Annotated in this window: 16 protein-coding genes; 9 read left to right on the top strand and 7 right to left on the bottom strand. The window is 34.4% G+C overall.

The genetic code is table 11. The features are described from left to right. The first annotated feature begins 28 nt into the window (after positions 1 to 28). Both fadK and ACFHWD_RS02045 read left to right on the top strand, forming a co-directional pair. Positions 29 to 1,711 carry a medium-chain fatty-acid--CoA ligase gene (fadK, locus tag ACFHWD_RS02050; RefSeq protein ID WP_179977774.1) on the top strand — a complete coding sequence of 561 codons (1,683 nt, stop codon included), beginning with the start codon at positions 29 to 31 and terminating at the stop codon, positions 1,709 to 1,711. Then, positions 1,666 to 2,217 (top strand): hypothetical protein, encoded by a 552-nt coding sequence (locus ACFHWD_RS02045; RefSeq protein ID WP_378060039.1) that lies wholly within the window; start codon positions 1,666 to 1,668, stop codon positions 2,215 to 2,217. The genes fadK and ACFHWD_RS02045 overlap by 46 nt, the downstream gene beginning before the upstream one ends. Here the strand turns inward: ACFHWD_RS02045 and ACFHWD_RS02040 are convergent. Beyond that, positions 2,195 to 3,079 carry a LysR family transcriptional regulator gene (locus ACFHWD_RS02040; protein WP_179977773.1) on the bottom strand — a complete coding sequence of 295 codons (885 nt, stop codon included), beginning with the start codon at positions 3,077 to 3,079 and terminating at the stop codon, positions 2,195 to 2,197. The two genes, ACFHWD_RS02045 and ACFHWD_RS02040, sit on opposite strands and share 23 nt — an antisense overlap. Positions 3,080 to 3,258: 179 nt before the next feature. On the opposite strand from ACFHWD_RS02040, the gene ACFHWD_RS02035 reads away from it, so the two are divergent. The 6 genes from ACFHWD_RS02035 to ACFHWD_RS02010 all read left to right on the top strand — a co-directional run bounded on the left by ACFHWD_RS02035 (position 3,259) and on the right by ACFHWD_RS02010 (position 9,370). Then, entirely contained in the window at positions 3,259 to 4,548 is a 1,290-nt protein-coding gene (locus ACFHWD_RS02035; RefSeq protein WP_150356633.1) for an MFS transporter, read from the top strand. Between the two features lie 73 nt (positions 4,549 to 4,621). Next, a complete protein-coding gene (locus ACFHWD_RS02030) occupies positions 4,622 to 5,413 on the top strand; it encodes an SDR family NAD(P)-dependent oxidoreductase (protein WP_179977772.1) in 792 nt (263 codons plus the stop codon). Between the two features lie 84 nt (positions 5,414 to 5,497). Beyond that, complete coding sequence (locus ACFHWD_RS02025; RefSeq protein WP_150356631.1) at positions 5,498 to 6,547, top strand: zinc-binding dehydrogenase; 1,050 nt, start codon at positions 5,498 to 5,500, stop codon at positions 6,545 to 6,547. Positions 6,548 to 6,635: 88 nt separating this feature from the next. Continuing rightward, entirely contained in the window at positions 6,636 to 7,820 is a 1,185-nt protein-coding gene (locus tag ACFHWD_RS02020; RefSeq protein WP_150356630.1) for a CaiB/BaiF CoA-transferase family protein, read from the top strand. A gap of 34 nt (positions 7,821 to 7,854) precedes the next feature. After that, complete coding sequence (locus ACFHWD_RS02015; protein ID WP_179977771.1) at positions 7,855 to 9,114, top strand: CoA transferase; 1,260 nt, start codon at positions 7,855 to 7,857, stop codon at positions 9,112 to 9,114. Continuing rightward, positions 9,044 to 9,370: an MFS transporter gene (locus ACFHWD_RS02010; protein WP_150356628.1), complete on the top strand. Its 327-nt coding sequence runs from the start codon at positions 9,044 to 9,046 to the stop codon at positions 9,368 to 9,370. The genes ACFHWD_RS02015 and ACFHWD_RS02010 overlap by 71 nt, the downstream gene beginning before the upstream one ends. 81 nt (positions 9,371 to 9,451) lie before the next feature. Here ACFHWD_RS02010 and ACFHWD_RS02005 read toward each other — a convergent pair whose 3' ends face one another. From ACFHWD_RS02005 to ACFHWD_RS01980, 6 genes are all read right to left on the bottom strand, one after another. Beyond that, positions 9,452 to 10,786: an amino acid permease gene (locus ACFHWD_RS02005; RefSeq protein WP_378060035.1), complete on the bottom strand. Its 1,335-nt coding sequence runs from the start codon at positions 10,784 to 10,786 to the stop codon at positions 9,452 to 9,454. A 39-nt stretch (positions 10,787 to 10,825) separates the two neighbouring features. Then, entirely contained in the window at positions 10,826 to 11,983 is a 1,158-nt protein-coding gene (locus tag ACFHWD_RS02000) for a pyridoxal phosphate-dependent aminotransferase (protein WP_150356626.1), read from the bottom strand. A gap of 80 nt (positions 11,984 to 12,063) precedes the next feature. Continuing rightward, on the bottom strand, positions 12,064 to 13,011 hold the full coding sequence (locus ACFHWD_RS01995; RefSeq protein WP_378060033.1) for a sugar kinase: 948 nt from the start codon (positions 13,009 to 13,011) through the stop codon (positions 12,064 to 12,066). 275 nt (positions 13,012 to 13,286) lie between these two features. Further along, positions 13,287 to 14,030, bottom strand: coding sequence for a sugar phosphate isomerase/epimerase family protein (locus ACFHWD_RS01990; RefSeq protein WP_378060031.1), 744 nt, complete (start codon positions 14,028 to 14,030; stop codon positions 13,287 to 13,289). A gap of 15 nt (positions 14,031 to 14,045) precedes the next feature. Continuing rightward, positions 14,046 to 14,666 carry a bifunctional 4-hydroxy-2-oxoglutarate aldolase/2-dehydro-3-deoxy-phosphogluconate aldolase gene (locus ACFHWD_RS01985; protein WP_378060029.1) on the bottom strand — a complete coding sequence of 207 codons (621 nt, stop codon included), beginning with the start codon at positions 14,664 to 14,666 and terminating at the stop codon, positions 14,046 to 14,048. Positions 14,667 to 14,827: 161 nt separating this feature from the next. After that, positions 14,828 to 15,847 (bottom strand): LacI family DNA-binding transcriptional regulator, encoded by a 1,020-nt coding sequence (locus ACFHWD_RS01980; protein WP_378060027.1) that lies wholly within the window; start codon positions 15,845 to 15,847, stop codon positions 14,828 to 14,830. A gap of 354 nt (positions 15,848 to 16,201) precedes the next feature. On the opposite strand from ACFHWD_RS01980, the gene ACFHWD_RS01975 reads away from it, so the two are divergent. Further along, positions 16,202 to 16,903 carry a FadR/GntR family transcriptional regulator gene (locus tag ACFHWD_RS01975; RefSeq protein WP_378060025.1) on the top strand — a complete coding sequence of 234 codons (702 nt, stop codon included), beginning with the start codon at positions 16,202 to 16,204 and terminating at the stop codon, positions 16,901 to 16,903. Positions 16,904 to 16,993 lie beyond the last annotated feature (90 nt).

Below are 16,993 nucleotides of genomic sequence, written 5' to 3'. Positions count from 1 at the left end.
GTTCTTTCTTATAAGGAGATAAAGGGCTATGATAGGTGAAATTAAGATAAATAGCAGTCGAAAAAAAATATATGAAAAAATGGGATACTGGGGGGATAAAACTCTTCTGGATTATTGGAATGTATCTGTGAAAGATTATGCGGATCGAGAATTTGTTGTAGATGATAGAGGATACCGGTACACCTATAAGGAGATAGACGAAAAGGCGGGGGTTATTGCTTCTTATTTTATTAAGGTTGGTATTGAGCCAGGAGATGTAATTTCTTTTCAGATACCTGTATGGAGTGAATTTGTTCTGATTGTTGTTGCATGTATGAAAGTAGGTGCTGTAATTAATCCTATTGGTATGTGTTATGACGAAAAAGAAGTTGTTTATCTTTTGAATCTTACTGAGAGTAAAATTTTTATTTGTCCAACATTGTATCATAAGACCGATTATGAAAAATCGATTATATCGGCTAAAAAATATATAAAAAGTTTAAGTAATGTTGTGTTGTTGGATAATCTTAAAACGAAAAAAAGTGAAAATGTTACTTTGAAAGAAATTCTTTCTACTTATACTACTTTAGCAGATGAAGTTAAAGTCAATAGTAATGATGTTGCAGCTGTTCTTTTTACTTCAGGGACTACCGGGCACACAAAAGGGGTCATGCTTACACATAACAACATAATATTTAGCGAAAGATATTTTAACAGAGAATTAAGTCTTACTAAAGATGATGTTATGTTTATGCCTGCACCGTTAAACCATGCTACTGGATTTCACCATGGAATTATTGCCCCTATGTTTATTGGAGCAAAGGTTATTTTGCAGAGTAGGTTTAAGAGTAAAGAGGCAATTGAACTTATGAATGCGGAAAAATGCACTTATTCAATGGGTTCAACCCCTTTTATATATGATATTTTAAATGATATGGAAAATGAGGGGCTGCGTCTTAATTCGTTAAAATTTTATCTTTGTGGCGGGGCTCCAGTGCCTGGGAATATGGTTCGAAGAGCTTATGAATATGGTGTTAAACTGTGTGAAGTCTATGGTTCTACAGAAAGCGTTCCTCATGCATTTGTGAGATTAGATGAAACTTTGGAATTGATGGGAAGTACTTCAGGAAGACCTGTAGAGGGAGTAGAAGTTCGTATTGTAGATGAGAATAGGCAAGATGTTTTTCCAGGAACAGTTGGGGAAGAAGTATCTCGTGGACCCAATGTATTTGTAGGATATATTAATAACAAAAAAGCTACGGATAAAGTATTGGACGATGAAGGGTGGTTCTACAGCGGCGATCTATGTGTCGGCGATGAAGATGGCAATATTAAAATAGTAGGAAGAAAGAAAGACATGATTATCAGGGGAGGAGAAAATCTTAATCCCAATATTATTGGCAGCTATATTGTCGAGTGTCCAATGATTCAGGATCAGGCAGTGATAGGGATGCCTGATGAGCGGCTTGGCGAACGGATTTGTGCTTATGTTGTATTGAAGTCAGAACAGAGATCTTTAACGTTAAAAAAACTTTTAAAGTACTTGAAACAGAAAAGGATTCCCAAAAGGTATTGGCCAGAAAGATTGGAAATTATAGGTGAAATTCCTAGAACTGATAGTGGAAAAGTGAAAAAGAATTTATTGAGGGAAGATTTAAAATTACGTATGCATAAGGAGGAATTAGTTTGCGAGAACAGGAATTTGGGCCAAGGAGATCTAAAGAGACTGTAAAACCTGGAGTTATGTGTCAAGAGATAGTGTTCTATTATTGTAAACATTGTAAAAATCTTTTTCAGCTGTTTGGTGCTGGGGAAGGAAAAATCCTTACTTGCTGTGGCGAAAAAATGCAGTTATTGGATGCTAAATCTCCTTCAGAAGTTTCAGAGTGTGTGTTGATTGATTATAAAATAACGGGGGGATACAACGAAAATGCAGTAGAAGTTTTCTGGAAAATAAAAAAAAGGAATGTTTCAATAAAATGGATTTATATTAAAACTTTTACAGGGGGACAGATAAAGTATGTGACAAATCCCCAAAAAACATCTTTTATATTTGCGTTGGCGGATGAAGATGCCTATGCGTATTGTGATGAAGATCCCTGCTTGGAATGTGTATTTCAGTGTAAAAGGGGATTTGAAATCTATGCATATATGGGGGCAGGTGTGTTGATAAAGGTTCCTCTGGAAAAATGCATGCCAATTGGCAGTCCTGATCCTATAGCTTTTTCTCCTTTTTAATTATATAGCTTATAAATGTCTTTACAGGTATGGTGTGATAATGTTTTTTACCATAACACATGTATACTATGTGTGCATTGAATTTGGATGGCATGTCCAACTTAATGAGCTTTAAATTATGAAATTGAAGTAAATACGGAGTGTGTGCAACTATGCCAACTTTATCTGTAGAAGACATAATCCCACCAATGGCAACTTCATCGTCAAAAGCATATGTTGCACGTAAACCAAAGGGCTTTAAAAGTTTTTTAACGGATTTTCCAATGGATAGATTATCCCGGTAGGTGATTAGAGAATAATTATGGATATCTTTGAGATTAACGAATTTTTCTTTTGCCAAAGTATGATTAACGTTTACAATGAGAATAAATTCCTGAGATATAATCGGAATAAACTCAAGATCAGGTTCGTTTTCCAAAAAAGAGCAAAATCCAATGTCATATTTTTCGGACTTAATACCTTGTACAATTTCCGATGTCACATTAGTGAAGATATTAAATTTTGTTTTGGCATTTAGAGTTTTTAAAAATCGGTTAATTGCCTTGGGCAAAAAATTATATAATGTTGGGACACACCCTATATCAATACTTCCAGCGATATTTCCAGTTTCTTTTTTCACATAATCAATTCCTTTTTCTAGTTCATTTAGAGATGCACACACATAATGATAGAATTGTTTTCCATACTTTGTCAGTTTAGCGTTTCGACCATTTTTAACAAAAAGTTTAATACCAAGCTCTTCTTCCAAAGATGAAATGGAGCCACTTAAAGTGGGTTGTGTTATATACAGCTCTTGAGCAGCTTTAGTGAAATGTTGTAGTTCAGCCAGTTTTTTAAAATAATATAATTGGTTTAAGTTCATGGATATTCCCCCTTAAGTATATACTTAGTTTTACAAATTTTACAGTATGTTCATGTAAATTTTATCACAATATTATGATAATTTCTACATTTTAATAAATTTTCAGCAAGATTTATGCTAATATTTTCAATTATTATAATAATGTGAAATTTTTAAGTAGGAAGGAAGTAAAAAAGACAATGAGTTCAGAAATTGGTAATAAGCGATGGTTTATTGCATTTATGATGGTTTTTGTTTATGCTGCTATGTATCTTGGCAGATCGAGTCTTTCATATGTTGGACCCGTACTTATGAAACAATTTGGTTGGAATGCTACCCAGTTTGGTTTGGCTTCTACAGCATTTTTTATAGGTTATGGTCTTACAATGCTTCCATCTGGCCCGTTAGCCGATAAATTTGGTACTACCAGAGTCTTAATATTCGGTGTTCTTTTCTGGTCAGTGTTTGTTTTCTTAACGCCATTCGTTGCATCACTTGGAATGATTATCATCGTTCGTGCCTTAACTGGTGTAGGTCAAGGTACTGTTCTACCTTCTAATGGTACGTTGATGTCAAGATGGATGCCTCAGAAGGAAGTTGGTTTAGCACAGGGCATCGTTATGATTGGCACACCGTTGGGTATTGCTCTTACCATGTTAACTGCACCATTTATCATGGCAAGTTTTGGCTGGAAGTCAGTTTTTTGGATATTTGCTCTTATAGGCCCTATATGGACATTTGTTTGGTTGAAGTTTGGTAAAGACAGGCCTGAGGATGATCACAGGCTTTCTAAGGCGGAATTAGAGTATATTAAATCAGGCCAGGTAAACAAGGAAATTACTGGGGATGCTGCCAAAGTTGTTGCCAAAGATATTTATTCAACACCATCTGTATGGATTGTTGCTCTTTCTTATTTCGCAAGTAACTATCTATTCTTTATGTTTATGACTTGGTTGCCTACTTATTTTGCCATTGGGCGTGGTTTTTCAATGAAAACAGCCGGTCTGCTTTTAGTAGCGCCTTATATTGTAGCTATGTTTTGTTATCCCCTTGGCGGCAAATTAGCCGATTCATTTGCTAAAAAACTGGGAGATAATGTAGGTCGTAAAATGTTCGAGGTTATTGGGCTAGCTGGAGCTGCTATTTTATTAGTATTATCAAGTTTGTCTACTAATATTATTGTAGCTGTTATATATCTTTCTATTTCAAATGGGCTACTTTCTATCACTCAAGCACCTTTCTTTTCAACTGCTGTCATTTATTCGCCGAAAAATGCTGGCATGATTTCTGGATTATATGGATTCTTTGGCACAGCAGCAGGCCTTATAGCTCCGATTGTTACTGGTATCATAGTTGATTCTGCTGGTTATAACAATGCCCTTTTTGTAGGTGCTGCAGTTGCCGTAGTTGGTGCAGTTATAATGTTATTTGCCAAAATTAAGCCGGTTGAAGCAAAGAAAGCTAAGTTTAAAGGCCCTGTATCTATCTAAATTAATTTGAAAATTTAGATATTTCAATAAGTAACAATTATATAAAAAATTATAAGTGAAAGGATTGATCAAAATGGATGATAAGACGACAGAAAATTGGTTCAAAAATGGTGAACCTCTAAAAGGAAAGGTAGCAGTTATAACTGGCGGCGGGACAGGAATTGGACGTGCTACTGCATTGACATTGTCTGCAGCAGGAGCAAAAGTAGTGTTAGCAGGACGAAGAGTAGGAAAACTGACAGGAGTTCAGGAAGAGATCGAGGAAGCTGGCGGCGAGGCCCTAAGTGTTGCCACAGATATCTTGGTTCAGAAAGATATAGATAATTTAATGGCACAAGCCTGTAATGCTTTTGGAACAGTTGATATCTTAGCGAACATTTCAGGTATAGCAATTCCAAGAATAAATACCCTTGATATTAAAGCAGAAGATTGGGACAAAGTTCTTAATACTAATCTGAGGGCAACATTTTTTGTTTCTCAGGCTGCTGCTAGGATTATGGCTAAGAAGGATGGAGGCAGAATCGTCACTATGACATCAGAAAGAGGTGTAAGGGCTTTACCAAATATAGTTCCCTATTGTACTTCAAAAGGAGCTTTAATGTCCATGACAACTGCATTGGCTATAGATCTTGCTCCATACAATATTAATGTTAATGCTGTAGCCCCTGGATACGTCATGACAGATATGGTTTCAGGCCTGTTGGCTGACAAAGCAAGATTACAAAGCGTTCTTGATAGAACCCCTTTAAACAAGATGGGAACCGTAGATGAAATGGCAGCTGCTGTGCTTTATTTCTGCATTCCTCAATCATCATATACTACAGGGCAGACATTGATATTGGATGGTGGATGGGGTTGTCAGTAATCCGAAAAAATTGTTTTGATTAAGCGATAAGTTATTAGTAAAGACATAAAAATTAATAAAATAAAAAATGGAGGTAAGTTTATTATGAAGGGTAATATGGATGCTATTTTAAAAACTAAAGGTGCACCTAAAAGTGTGGAATTTGCTTCTGTGCCGATTCCTCAAATCACTCCTGATCAGGTGTTAGTTCGAATTAAAGCCAGTGGAATCTGTGGAACAGACCATTCTCTATATCATTGGAGTGAGGCAATCGCAAGTTCTTATGATCTCAGTTTTCCTGCTATTTTTGGGCATGAATTTTCTGGAGTAATAGCCGAAGTGGGAAGCCAAGTAGAGGGAATTAAGGTTGGAGAACGTGTTACTGTAAATCCTATAATATATTGTGGAAAGTGTAGTTATTGTGCAGAGGGGAATATCGAAGTATGTGACAACCGTCCGTTTTTAGGAACAGACTATGATGGCGGATTTGCACAGTATGTAGCTGTTAGAGCTGTCAATATAATAAAGCTCCCGGATACTGTAAGCTTTAAATCAGGGGCGTTGATGGAACCCTTGTGTGTAGCAATCCATGCTGTGGACAGAGTTAAACCTGAATTTGGAGATTCTGTTGTAGTCATGGGGCCAGGAGCTATTGGGCTTTTGATGCTTTTAGTTTTAAAAAATATGGGTGTTGGAAAGGTAATTGTAGCTGGAACTTCAGCTGACAAGGAAAGACTGGAAATGGCCAAAACATTAGGAGCCGATTATATCCTAAATACACAGGACGAAGGTGCTGTGAAAAAGGTAAAAGATCTTACTGGAAGCAAAGGTGCAGATGTTATATTTGATGCTACCGGCCATAATTCTGCAATTCAAATGGCTGTTCAAATGATAACTAAGCGCGGCAGAATAGGTGTGACGGGATTGCCTCCAAGACCAAGTGAACTCATGATGACTCAAATAGCAATGAATGAAATTAGCATTATTGGAAATAGAGCTTATGAACGTAAGAATTGGCTCCAGGCTTGTAAAATGATAGATCAGGGTTTAAACATAGAAGCAATTGGGACCCATACGATGCCTCTAAAAGACTTTGAAAAAGGCATTGATTTGATTGATCAGAAAAAAGGATTGAGAATTATACTTCAACCGTAGCGTTTTATAAAAAGAAGATATTAGTAAATTCAGTATTCCTGATATTTGGAACTGAATTTACTATTTTATAGATTTGGAGGATTGTAGAATGAGTATAAAACCAATTACGAAAATAAAAATTCTTGATTTGACAAGGTATTTGCCGGGAGGTTATGCTACACAGGTATTTGCAGATCTTGGAGCTGAAGTAATAAAAATCGAGGAAATGAAAAAGGGTGACTTTTGCAGGGGAGATGAACCGAAAATTAATGGTGTAAGTTATTATTTTTCTGCATTATGTCGTAATAAAAAAAGTCTGACAGTTAATCTCAAAGACAGCAGTGGAAAACGAATTTTTAAATTATTAGCGAAAAAAGCGGATATAATAGTGGAAAATTTTAGGCCTGGAGTTACCAAACGATTGGGAATTGATTATGCTGAAATAAAAAAAATTAACCCTAAAATAATTTATTGTTCTTTATCAGCTTTCGGGCAGAGCAATCCTGCAAGTTTAAAGGCCACTCATGATTTAAATTTACAGGCGTTAAGTGGATATTTATCGCTAAATGGAGGTAAACCTTCTCCCATACATTTGGCGGATGTGGCAACTGCAATGGTATCTGCCATAGGAATTTCAATAGCTTTGTTTTATCGCGAAGTAACTGGGAAGGGTCAGTATGTAGATGTAGGGATGTTTGATTCTTTTTCATGGTGGCTGAGTTTGTTGTATAGTAGATTTCATTTCCAGGGAAATAAAATTTCTCCGGAGACAATTGAGTATCCGGCGCTTTGCTATAATACCTATGCAACAAAAGATAACAAGTTGATGGCATTTGGCATGGTTGAGCCTAAATTCTGGAAAGAGTTTTGTGAAAAAACAGGAATGGAGGAACTCATACCTAAGCAATTTTTGAGACGCCATGAAGCTCCGGAAGAGTGGGAAAAACTATCTGCTTTGGTAGCAAGTAAAACTCAAAAAGAATGGCTAGAGTGGCTTAAAGGTAAAGATATTTGTATTGCTCCAGTTAAGAATGTAGCGGAAGCTGTAAAAGATATGATGGAAGATGATACTGGAATAGTTGATTATGTGAATTTTCCCGTAGTGGGGAGCATACTGCAAACGGCATTGCCATTAAAAATGTCGGAGGTTCCCGTGTCATTTCAATCAGCAACTCCGCCACCAGCATTAGGGGAAAATACCGCAGAAATATTAGAGAAAATTGGATTTAGTAAAGAAGATATAAAAGATCTGGCGGAACAGGGAGTTATATCTCTATATAAAGAATTGGATTAATAAAATAAACTAAATAAAGGAGAGGTTTATGAGTATGAAAGGCTTAGAAGGACTTAAAGTTATAGAGTTAGCTGGTTATGTGGCAGCACCAGCATGTCCAAGGATTCTTGGCGAGATGGGAGCAGAGATTATTAAAATTGAGCCGTTTACAGGAGATGAACAGCGTACACAGGGTGCCAGCCATGGAATGTTGAAAACGGATGTTGAAGATCCATCATTTGATATGAGCAGTATAAATAAAAACTGGCTGGCGGTAAATTTAAAAACTGACGAGGGAAGAGAATTTGCTTATAAATTGATAGAGACAGCTGATATTTTTATTACAAGTTTCAGGGATAAGGCTCTGGAAAGATTGGGCATGGACTATGAAACCATTCACAAAAAATTTCCACATGTTGTTTGGGGCCAAATGAGAGGTTACGGAGAAAGGGGACCTGAAAAGGATTCAAAGGGATTTGATGCGACATCTTATTCAGCTCGAGGAGGCCTTATTACGGCGTTTCCTCAGAAGGGCGAAAGTCCTGTTAATGTGGTATCTGCATTTGGTGATTTTAATGCAGCTATTGCTCTGGCAGCCGGTGTTTTAGCTGCTTTGGTGAGAAAAGACAGAACAGGAGAAGGAGATAAAGTTGTCGTCAATCTTTATCATACTGCCGTATGGGCTATGCAGATTGCAGTAGTTTCTCGTCAATTTGGCAGAGAATATCCAAGGTCTAGAAAAGAAGTCCCATGTCCGTCCAATAACTGTTATCAAACTAAAGATGGAGTTTGGTTTATGATCTGTTATGGTAATTATAATAAATATTTTGAGGACATGTGTCATGCCTTTGGCCTGGAACAATTGATCGGCAACAAGGAACTGGATACATTAGAAGCACTGGGGAAGAATGGCAAAAACGTTGATGTTATCAGATACTTTGAAGAAGCATTTGCCAAAAAAAATTGGAATGAGTGGGAAGTAATATTTAAAAAATGGGATATGCCTTACCAGAAATGCTTTACTATTGATGATATTATTTCGGATGAGGAGGCCTATGATAATGATATATTGAGGCATATTAATTACGATGCTTTTGGGGATAGAGTTATTCCAACAAGTCCAATTAGATTTGGGAGTATAGGTGATCCTGAGCTGTGGCTGAATAAACCAGTTGGATATGATACTATTGAATATATGAAAAAATATGGTTATTCTGAAGAGCAAATTGATAAGTTAATTGCTGATGGTGTTATTAAAGCTTACAAGGGCAAAAAACTCAATTTTAATAAAGTTAAAAAGGGACCTGGACTTTAGAAATTTTGACGCCCCTGAGTTTAAAACTTCCGGATCAATTACCTTGAGGGGAGTTGGATTTGCAAATGCGGCAGGTAGAGTTGCATCTATTGTAACACCTCCTATAATTGCTGCAATTTTGACAACTTATGGAACAAATGCAGTTTTTGCTACAGTATTAGGACTACTTGTATTTTTTGCAGTTGTTATAGGTGTTGCAGGGGTTGAAACAATGGGCAAATCACTGGAAGAGATAAATAAGGATGTATATTTATGATCATTTAAAATAAGTTAATGAAAAAAGTTTACTTTCATAACTTGCTAAATCATGAAAGTAAACTTTTGTAGAGGAGTCTGATTAATACTTGCTCATTGCCTTATAAACAGGCAGTCCTATCAATGTTAATACCAAACCTATTCCAGCGTTCATTGGCTGTGTGATTATAGTATTAATAAGAATATATAATCCACCAATGATTGCCACTGCAGGAATTATTGGATACATCGGCACTTTATAGGGTCTATATAAATCTGGCTGTTTCTTTCTCAATATAAACACACTATAGAAAGTAAGAATATAAAATATAAATATTACAAATATAGTGAGATCTGTCAATTGATCAAATTTACCTGAAAATATGTATAGTATACTTACAATGATCTCTAATATGCCAGCATTTACTGGAGTTTTAAATGTAGGGTGTAATCTAGATAGCCATGCACTTCCTGGTAGAGTCCCTTCTGTAGCCAGTTTATAAGGAATTCTCATACAAGTTAAAATATTTCCATTCAATGTTCCAAATACGGATATCAAGATACCTATAGTTATGATTTTTCCACCGTTTGTTCCAAATATTATTTTTGCAACATCTGCAGCAGGAGTTTCTGTTGCAGCTAAAGCTGATGAAGGCAATACGAATAAATAAGCTATATTTATCAATAAATATACGGCCATAACTAATGAAAGGCCTCCGATTATTGCTTTAGGAAGATCCTTTGCTGGGTTTTTCATTTCACCTGCAATAACGCCTACGCTTATCCAGCCATCATAGGCAAACATTGTTGCTATTAAAGCTGAACCCAATCCTGAAACTACCGGATGATCTGCTGCTGTCATTGGAAGCAAATTAACGGTACCGCCGCCACCTTTTGCAAATCCTACGATAATGATAGCTGCCAAAGGTATTAATTTACATATTGTTGATACTGTTTGAATGTAAGCACCTGTTTTCGAACCAAGGCAGTTCATTGCAAATAAGAAAACGGCCGTAATAATAGCTATAGTATTCAGCATTCCGACTGATATTCCCGTTAAATTAATAACCTGAGTTGAAAATATAATAGCTAATGCAGCTATTGTAGCTGGATAGAAAATAACTGTCTGTACCCATCCCAAAAGAAACCCCCAGATTTTACCGTATGCTTCCTCTAGATATACTATCATGCCACCTGTTTTTGGTATTGCCGCAGACAGTTCCGCAACTGTAAGTCCACCTGCTATTGATAAAATTCCTCCCAATATCCATGCAATAATTCCCAACCCTGGTGCTCCTGTTGCATTGAAAATTGCATGAGATTTAAAGAATACTCCGGAACCGATAACCATTCCTATAACAAGTGATACCGCTGGTATTAGTCCAATTTCTTTTTTAAGACTGCTTTCATTACTAATTGCTTTTTTCGATTCGTCCATTATTTTTCATTCCTCCAGTTTTATAATGGTGTTTTCTGATTATAAACTTTTAACAAAGTTGTTTATCCTTTTAATTCCTTCTTCTATATTTTGATTTGAAGTTGCATAAGATATTCTAACAAATCCCTCGCCGTGTTTTCCAAAACCAGTACCTGGAACCACAACAACTCGGGCTTCTTTTAATAACCTCATTGCAAATTCTTCTGAAGTTAACCCTGTTTTGGTTATGTTTATGAATGCATAGAATGCACCTTTTGGCTTTTTGCAAGACAGGTTCTCTATTGAATTGATCCCGTCATATATCAGTTTTCTTCTTTCTGCATACTTCTCAATCATATTATTTAATGAGTCCTGTGGACCTTCCAGAGCTTCTAGTGCAGCAAATTGCGTAGCTGAGTTAACACATGCACAAACATTTTCTTGCAATTTAGTCATATTACTAATTATTTCCTTGGGACCTGCTGTAAAACCAACTCTCCATCCAGTCATAGCATAACTTTTTGAGAAGCTATCTATGAGAATTGTCCTTTCCTTCATGCTCTTTATTGAAGTTATACTGGAGAATTTGACATCATCATAAACAAAACGTCTATATACTTCATCTGAAAATACCAACAAGTCATACTTTATAGCAATTTTGGCTATATCTTCTAATACTTCACGGCTCGCTACGCCACCTGTTGGATTTGCTGGTGAATTTATTATTATTGCTTTGGTTTTAGGTGTAATTGCTTTAGCAAGCTTATCAGGATTATAAATAAAACTGTCTTCTTCAAAAACTTGTACAAATTTTGGTACAGCACCACATATTAATACTTGATTGGGATAATTTGTCCAGCAAGGATCAGTAAGTATTATTTCATCACCTTGATTAAATGCGGTGATCATTGAAAGCATTAATGCTTCCATCCCTCCAGTAGTTATAATGATTTCAGTTTCTGGGTCATAATCAATTCCATTATATTCTTTTAATTTTTTTGACACAGCTTTTCTCAATGGTAAAATGCCAGCATTAGGAGTATAATGTGTTTCTCCAGCATCAAGAGCCTTTTTTGCAGCGTCAATTATATTCCGCGGAGTTATGAAATCGGGCTCCCCGACAGCAAAGCTTATTACATTATCCATTGTAGATGCAATATCAAACATTTTTCTAATAGATGAACGCGGAATTTCAGTGGCTTTTGATAATTTAATCATAATGTTCTCCTCCAGACTTTATTTTAGTTTTTTGCATTTATCTCTTTTTTATTAAAATTATTAATATATCATTTTAAATTTTATAATTTCATAAATTCAATCAATTCTTTTTTTGATGGGTAACCATCGTTATCTCCTGGTGACATCACTGCTAATGCTCCTATTGCATTTCCCCTCCTGATAGAATCCCTCATGCTCAATCCTTCCAGAAATCCACTTATAACTCCGGCTGCGAAACCATCACCAGCACCAACAGTATCAACCACTTTATCGACCTTAAATCCTTCTACCAAATAAGATCCTTTTTTTGATTTTACAAATGCACCTTTTTCCCCAAGTTTTATAATTGCAAATTTAACACCTTTTTTTAAATAAAAATCGGCAATTCCTTCTTTTTTATCACTTCCCGTTAATATCAATCCTTCACCTATACCGGGCATTACATAATCACATTTAGACGCCAGGTCGTTTATTGTTTTAACCATTTCCTCTTTGCTTGCCCATAATTGCGGCCTCAGATTGGGATCGAAAATGATCGGTATATTATTTCCTTTAATAGAATTCAATAATTTATAAACCGATTTCCTGGTATTCTCAGATAATGCCGGAAAAATTCCGGATATATAAGCACACTTGACTCCCTTCAAATCCAGATTGTTTAAATCATTTATATCGAAGTGAGCTGCGGCAGAATTTTTTCTGAAATAAAATATTTTAGGGTCTCCCTTGCTTACTTTTGATTTCAATTGAAATCCGGTAGGATAATCATTAGTTGAACGTATATAATCTGTCCCTATGTTTTCTTTTTTTAAGTTTCTCTTAATAAATATTCCAAAAGGATCTTCCCCCAATTTTGTGATGTATTCCACGGAATGTCCCAGTCTGGATAAGCCGACACATACATTGACTTCAGCACCAGCCAAATATTTTTTAAAATGATTTACTTCACTTAATTCTTTGTCCAATTCATCAGCTCCAGCTGCTCCAAATAAAACTAATGGTTCTCCAATTGTTATTACTTCACTCATTTTTTACCTCCGCTTAAAAGTTATTTATCCGACCGCTACCATTGCTAATACTCCTAACGCACTCTGTGAAAGCGACTGTCATCAAATCAAAGATTTGGGACATCTGCTTTTCTTAAAGTTGGAGATAAGCACTGCTACGCGCCTGGATAAGTTCTTCCCCTAAAGGATAACGTATTCTAAATGCTAAAGACACTAAGAATACTGTTAATAAGGTTCAGGTGGAGAAAAGTATTTCTTATTAGCAAACTCCATCTAAGCCTAAGAATCACTTGATATTAGTATTCCAACACCTTCTTAATCTCTTCTTTTATAACTGAAAAGTCTTCACATGGGTACTCTAAACTAACCGGAATATCTTTAGGAAATATATTAAGCACTTTTTTCCACGGTATACTTCCTTCATTTAGCAAAACTGTCTTAAGTCCATTGGCAGTTTTTTTAACGTCCTTTAGATGTATATGTCTAGTAAAATCCTTCAACAATTTTGCATTTTCCATCTCATCTTCATTTACCCAAGACCAGTTTCCAATATCATAGACGTAGCCAATATCAATATTTTCTTTTCTGCAAGCCTCTAAAAATTCAATAATATTCTTACATGTTCCATTGTCAATACTTTGATCATTCTCTATATTTATACTTATTTTAGCATTTAAAATATCCTTTATATCTTCCTTTAAATTACCCTTATATCTTCTGTAGTCTCCAAGGTTTAACTTTAAACTCTTGCAGTTGAATCTTTTAGCCTCTTCAACGTATTTTAAAATATTTTTTTTATCAACCTGACCATTTACAAATAGATATTTAGGTACACTATAATAAGTATTGATTCCAAATTTCTTGGATAGTTTAGAGAACATTTCTGGTTCTGTACTAAAATTTCTAATAAGTTCTCTTCTTATTTCAATATTACTGAGATTGAGTTCATTTAAATATTCAAATATTTCCTCCTGCTTAAAACCTTTTTCCATATAATTTTTAAAAACAAGGGTATTAATAACAACTAATTTTTTATCCATAATAAATACTCCCAATTAATTTAATGCATCAAAAATATCTCTAACCCTTTTATCAATTTCATTTAAATTGTTTTCATTGATATTGTTTGTAAAGTATCCACCTAATCCAACAGCAACTGCACCATTTTCAAACCATTCTCTAATATTACTTTTATTAGCTCCACCTGTTGGCATAAAATCTATATATGGGAAAGGTGCTTTTAATTCTTTTATATATGACGGTTTAAGTGAGCTTCCAGGAAAAAGCTTTATAACATCTGCTCCCATTTTATAAGCTCTAAATACTTCAGTAGGTGTCAGTGCTCCTAAAAAACAAAATATATCTTTTTCTTTACATATTTTGCAGACTTCCTCTACTGTACATGGTGAAACAATAAAGTCAGCTTCGTTTTCTATAGCTTCCTTGGCATCAGTTAGATTGACGATTGTACCTGCTCCAACTAAAATATCTGGAAATCTTTTTTTAAGTTTTTGTATTAAATTACCCGCGTTTTTAACGGTATATGTTACTTCTATTGCTTTTATACCGTTAACAATCAACTTTTCTGATATTTTTTCTGCTAATGTGAAATCTTTGCATCTGACAACTGCTATAATTTTTTTATTTATTTTTTCAGCAACATTGTATTTACTCATACTTATATCTCCTTTACTGTTTTTTATAAACCGGTTTCTAAAAACTATATAAAAAAATCTATTCTTTATATTATATTAAAATATGTTTTTAATCATTTTTTAAAAGACGGTTTATATCAATATCTTATAAATATATCAATGCAGAATTACATTGATATATTTTAAAGTACAGTTGATCCTCTTATTTCTAATTTTGCTTTTAATTGTTTATGCACTATATCATGGGCGCTTCCATTTTCTATTTTATCAATTAAAATCTTTGCCGCTTGAAATCCCATTTCACAGGTTGGTTGTGAAACAGTTGTAATTCCTGGATTTATAAGCTCTGCCCAGCCCCAATTATCATAACCACATATTGCAATATCATCTGGAATTTTTATGTTTAATTTTTTCATTGCCTGTAATGTATTTAACAGAACCACACCGTTTACTGCAAAAATCACTTTTTTACCATTATGACTGTTTTGAAATTTACGTATATTAATTTCAATATTTCCCTCTTCCTCGTGATCAATAACACATACATAGAAATTGGATGTATCTAGCCTTTTACTACATACATCTACAAATGCTTTTTCTCTCTCTTTTCTTGGAGTTATCCTTTTGGCATCTTCAGTGAAGAAAATAAGATTTGTAAATCCTGAATCTATTAAATAATTAATTGTTTGGCTTGTAAGTTCATAATTATTACTAGTTACAGTACTAAACTCTTCTTCACAAACAGTTCTATCAAGCATCACAATTGGAATTCCCATTTTTTTTATGCTGATTAATTTTTTTACGTTTTCACCTGTGCTATTTATAATTAGTCCCTCTACTCTTTGATCCAGTAAAGATTCAATATACTCTTCTTCTATACGAGGATTCCTATCGGAATTTACAATAATAATATTATAACCCTTGCTTTTGCATGCATCACCAATTCCTTTGATTAATATAGATGAAAAAGGATTTATCAAATCTGCTACTATAACTCCGATTAACTTACTTTTTTTAAGCTTTAAGCTTCTTGCAATGTTATTTGGTCTAAAATCTAATTTTTTAATTACGTCTTCAATTTTTTTCTTTGTTTTTTCAGACATATATTCAAATTTACCATTCAAGTATCTTGATATAGTTGATTTAGAAACACCTGCTGCTTTCGCCACGTCATCTATAACAATTTTTTTATTATTGTTCATATTTAATCTCACCTTACGAAACCGATTTCTAACATTAGAATATCATCTATTTTTAGCAATGTCAATATTATATCATTTTTCTGGAAAAGAAAAAATAATATAGATATTTTGTCAATGATAAAGAATTTTGATGGGATTTTTCGTACTTAAAATCTTTTACTTAAATTGTCCAACTTGTGTCATTATAAGTAATTTGTTACGTAAGTAGACAAGTTACAAAAAATATAATATACTTTATATTATATTGAGAAAAAGTAAAAAGTATTAAATGATCTACTATATAAAGTTAAAAAATACACAAAGTTATATTTTTAATATAAACATGAATTATAATTTTTCTATGAGGTGATTTACATGAGTTTTAATCCAGTATCGAGCAAAAAATTGTATTTACAAATTTACAATCAGATTCTTTCACAAATCCAATTGGGGGTATTTAAGATAGGTGACAAATTACCACCGGAAAGGGAGTTGTGCATGCAGTTTAATGTAAGCCGTGCACCTGTTAGGCAGGCTCTGAGTGCTTTGGAACTGAATGGATATATTTATTCTCGTCAGGGAGAGGGTGTTTTTGTCATGAGTACTCAACCAACTATCGGCGGTAATAAGTCAAATGCGGTACTGGAATCAGTAACTCCGGAAGAGATTGTTGAAGCAAGGATGAATATCGAGCCTATAATTGCTAAATTTGCAGCTGAGAGGGCTACGGATCAGGAAATTAAGAATATGCGGAAGATTGAAAAAAAGTTTGAAGAAGAGGCAAATAGGGGTATTTACAACCCGGAAACAGATCAAAAATTACACAATGAGATAGCAAAAGCTTCTCATAATGATTTGTTTATGAAATTTATAAGTGATATAAATAATGCTATGAAAGAGCAGAAAATGTGGACTTTCATTTGTGATAGAACTTTTACTAAACCGGAATACAGAGATATCAATGTAAATGAGCATAAGGCAATTGTCAAATCCATTGAAAATCACAATGGTGAAGAGGCAATGGAAAAAATGAGCAAACACATGTATAAACTGTACGACAGATATTGGAAAGAATAAAAGGTATAATATACTGCCAGATGAAATATTTCATCTGGCAGTTTCTTTATGATGACATTTTTGGTTGATAAATTATTTTTCTTATTGTAT

Source organism: Clostridium sp. MT-14 (assembly GCF_042436595.1).
GTDB lineage: Bacteria > Bacillota > Clostridia > Clostridiales > Clostridiaceae > Clostridium_B > Clostridium_B aromativorans.
Note: the sequence above shows the minus strand (reverse complement) of the source record. Positions and strands in the feature narration are given on the sequence as shown.

Coding starts and splice junctions, on each gene's coding strand:
- fadK (WP_179977774.1), top strand. CDS start 29: ATGATAGGTGAAATTAAGATAAATAGCAGTCGAAAAAAAATATATGAA.
- ACFHWD_RS02040 (WP_179977773.1), bottom strand. CDS start 3,079: ATGAACTTAAACCAATTATATTATTTTAAAAAACTGGCTGAACTACAA.
- ACFHWD_RS02035 (WP_150356633.1), top strand. CDS start 3,259: ATGAGTTCAGAAATTGGTAATAAGCGATGGTTTATTGCATTTATGATG.
- ACFHWD_RS02030 (WP_179977772.1), top strand. CDS start 4,622: ATGGATGATAAGACGACAGAAAATTGGTTCAAAAATGGTGAACCTCTA.
- ACFHWD_RS02025 (WP_150356631.1), top strand. CDS start 5,498: ATGAAGGGTAATATGGATGCTATTTTAAAAACTAAAGGTGCACCTAAA.
- ACFHWD_RS02020 (WP_150356630.1), top strand. CDS start 6,636: ATGAGTATAAAACCAATTACGAAAATAAAAATTCTTGATTTGACAAGG.
- ACFHWD_RS02015 (WP_179977771.1), top strand. CDS start 7,855: ATGAAAGGCTTAGAAGGACTTAAAGTTATAGAGTTAGCTGGTTATGTG.
- ACFHWD_RS02010 (WP_150356628.1), top strand. CDS start 9,044: ATGGTGTTATTAAAGCTTACAAGGGCAAAAAACTCAATTTTAATAAAG.
- ACFHWD_RS02005 (WP_378060035.1), bottom strand. CDS start 10,786: ATGGACGAATCGAAAAAAGCAATTAGTAATGAAAGCAGTCTTAAAAAA.
- ACFHWD_RS02000 (WP_150356626.1), bottom strand. CDS start 11,983: ATGATTAAATTATCAAAAGCCACTGAAATTCCGCGTTCATCTATTAGA.
- ACFHWD_RS01995 (WP_378060033.1), bottom strand. CDS start 13,011: ATGAGTGAAGTAATAACAATTGGAGAACCATTAGTTTTATTTGGAGCA.
- ACFHWD_RS01990 (WP_378060031.1), bottom strand. CDS start 14,030: ATGGATAAAAAATTAGTTGTTATTAATACCCTTGTTTTTAAAAATTAT.
- ACFHWD_RS01985 (WP_378060029.1), bottom strand. CDS start 14,666: ATGAGTAAATACAATGTTGCTGAAAAAATAAATAAAAAAATTATAGCA.
- ACFHWD_RS01980 (WP_378060027.1), bottom strand. CDS start 15,847: ATGAACAATAATAAAAAAATTGTTATAGATGACGTGGCGAAAGCAGCA.
- ACFHWD_RS01975 (WP_378060025.1), top strand. CDS start 16,202: ATGAGTTTTAATCCAGTATCGAGCAAAAAATTGTATTTACAAATTTAC.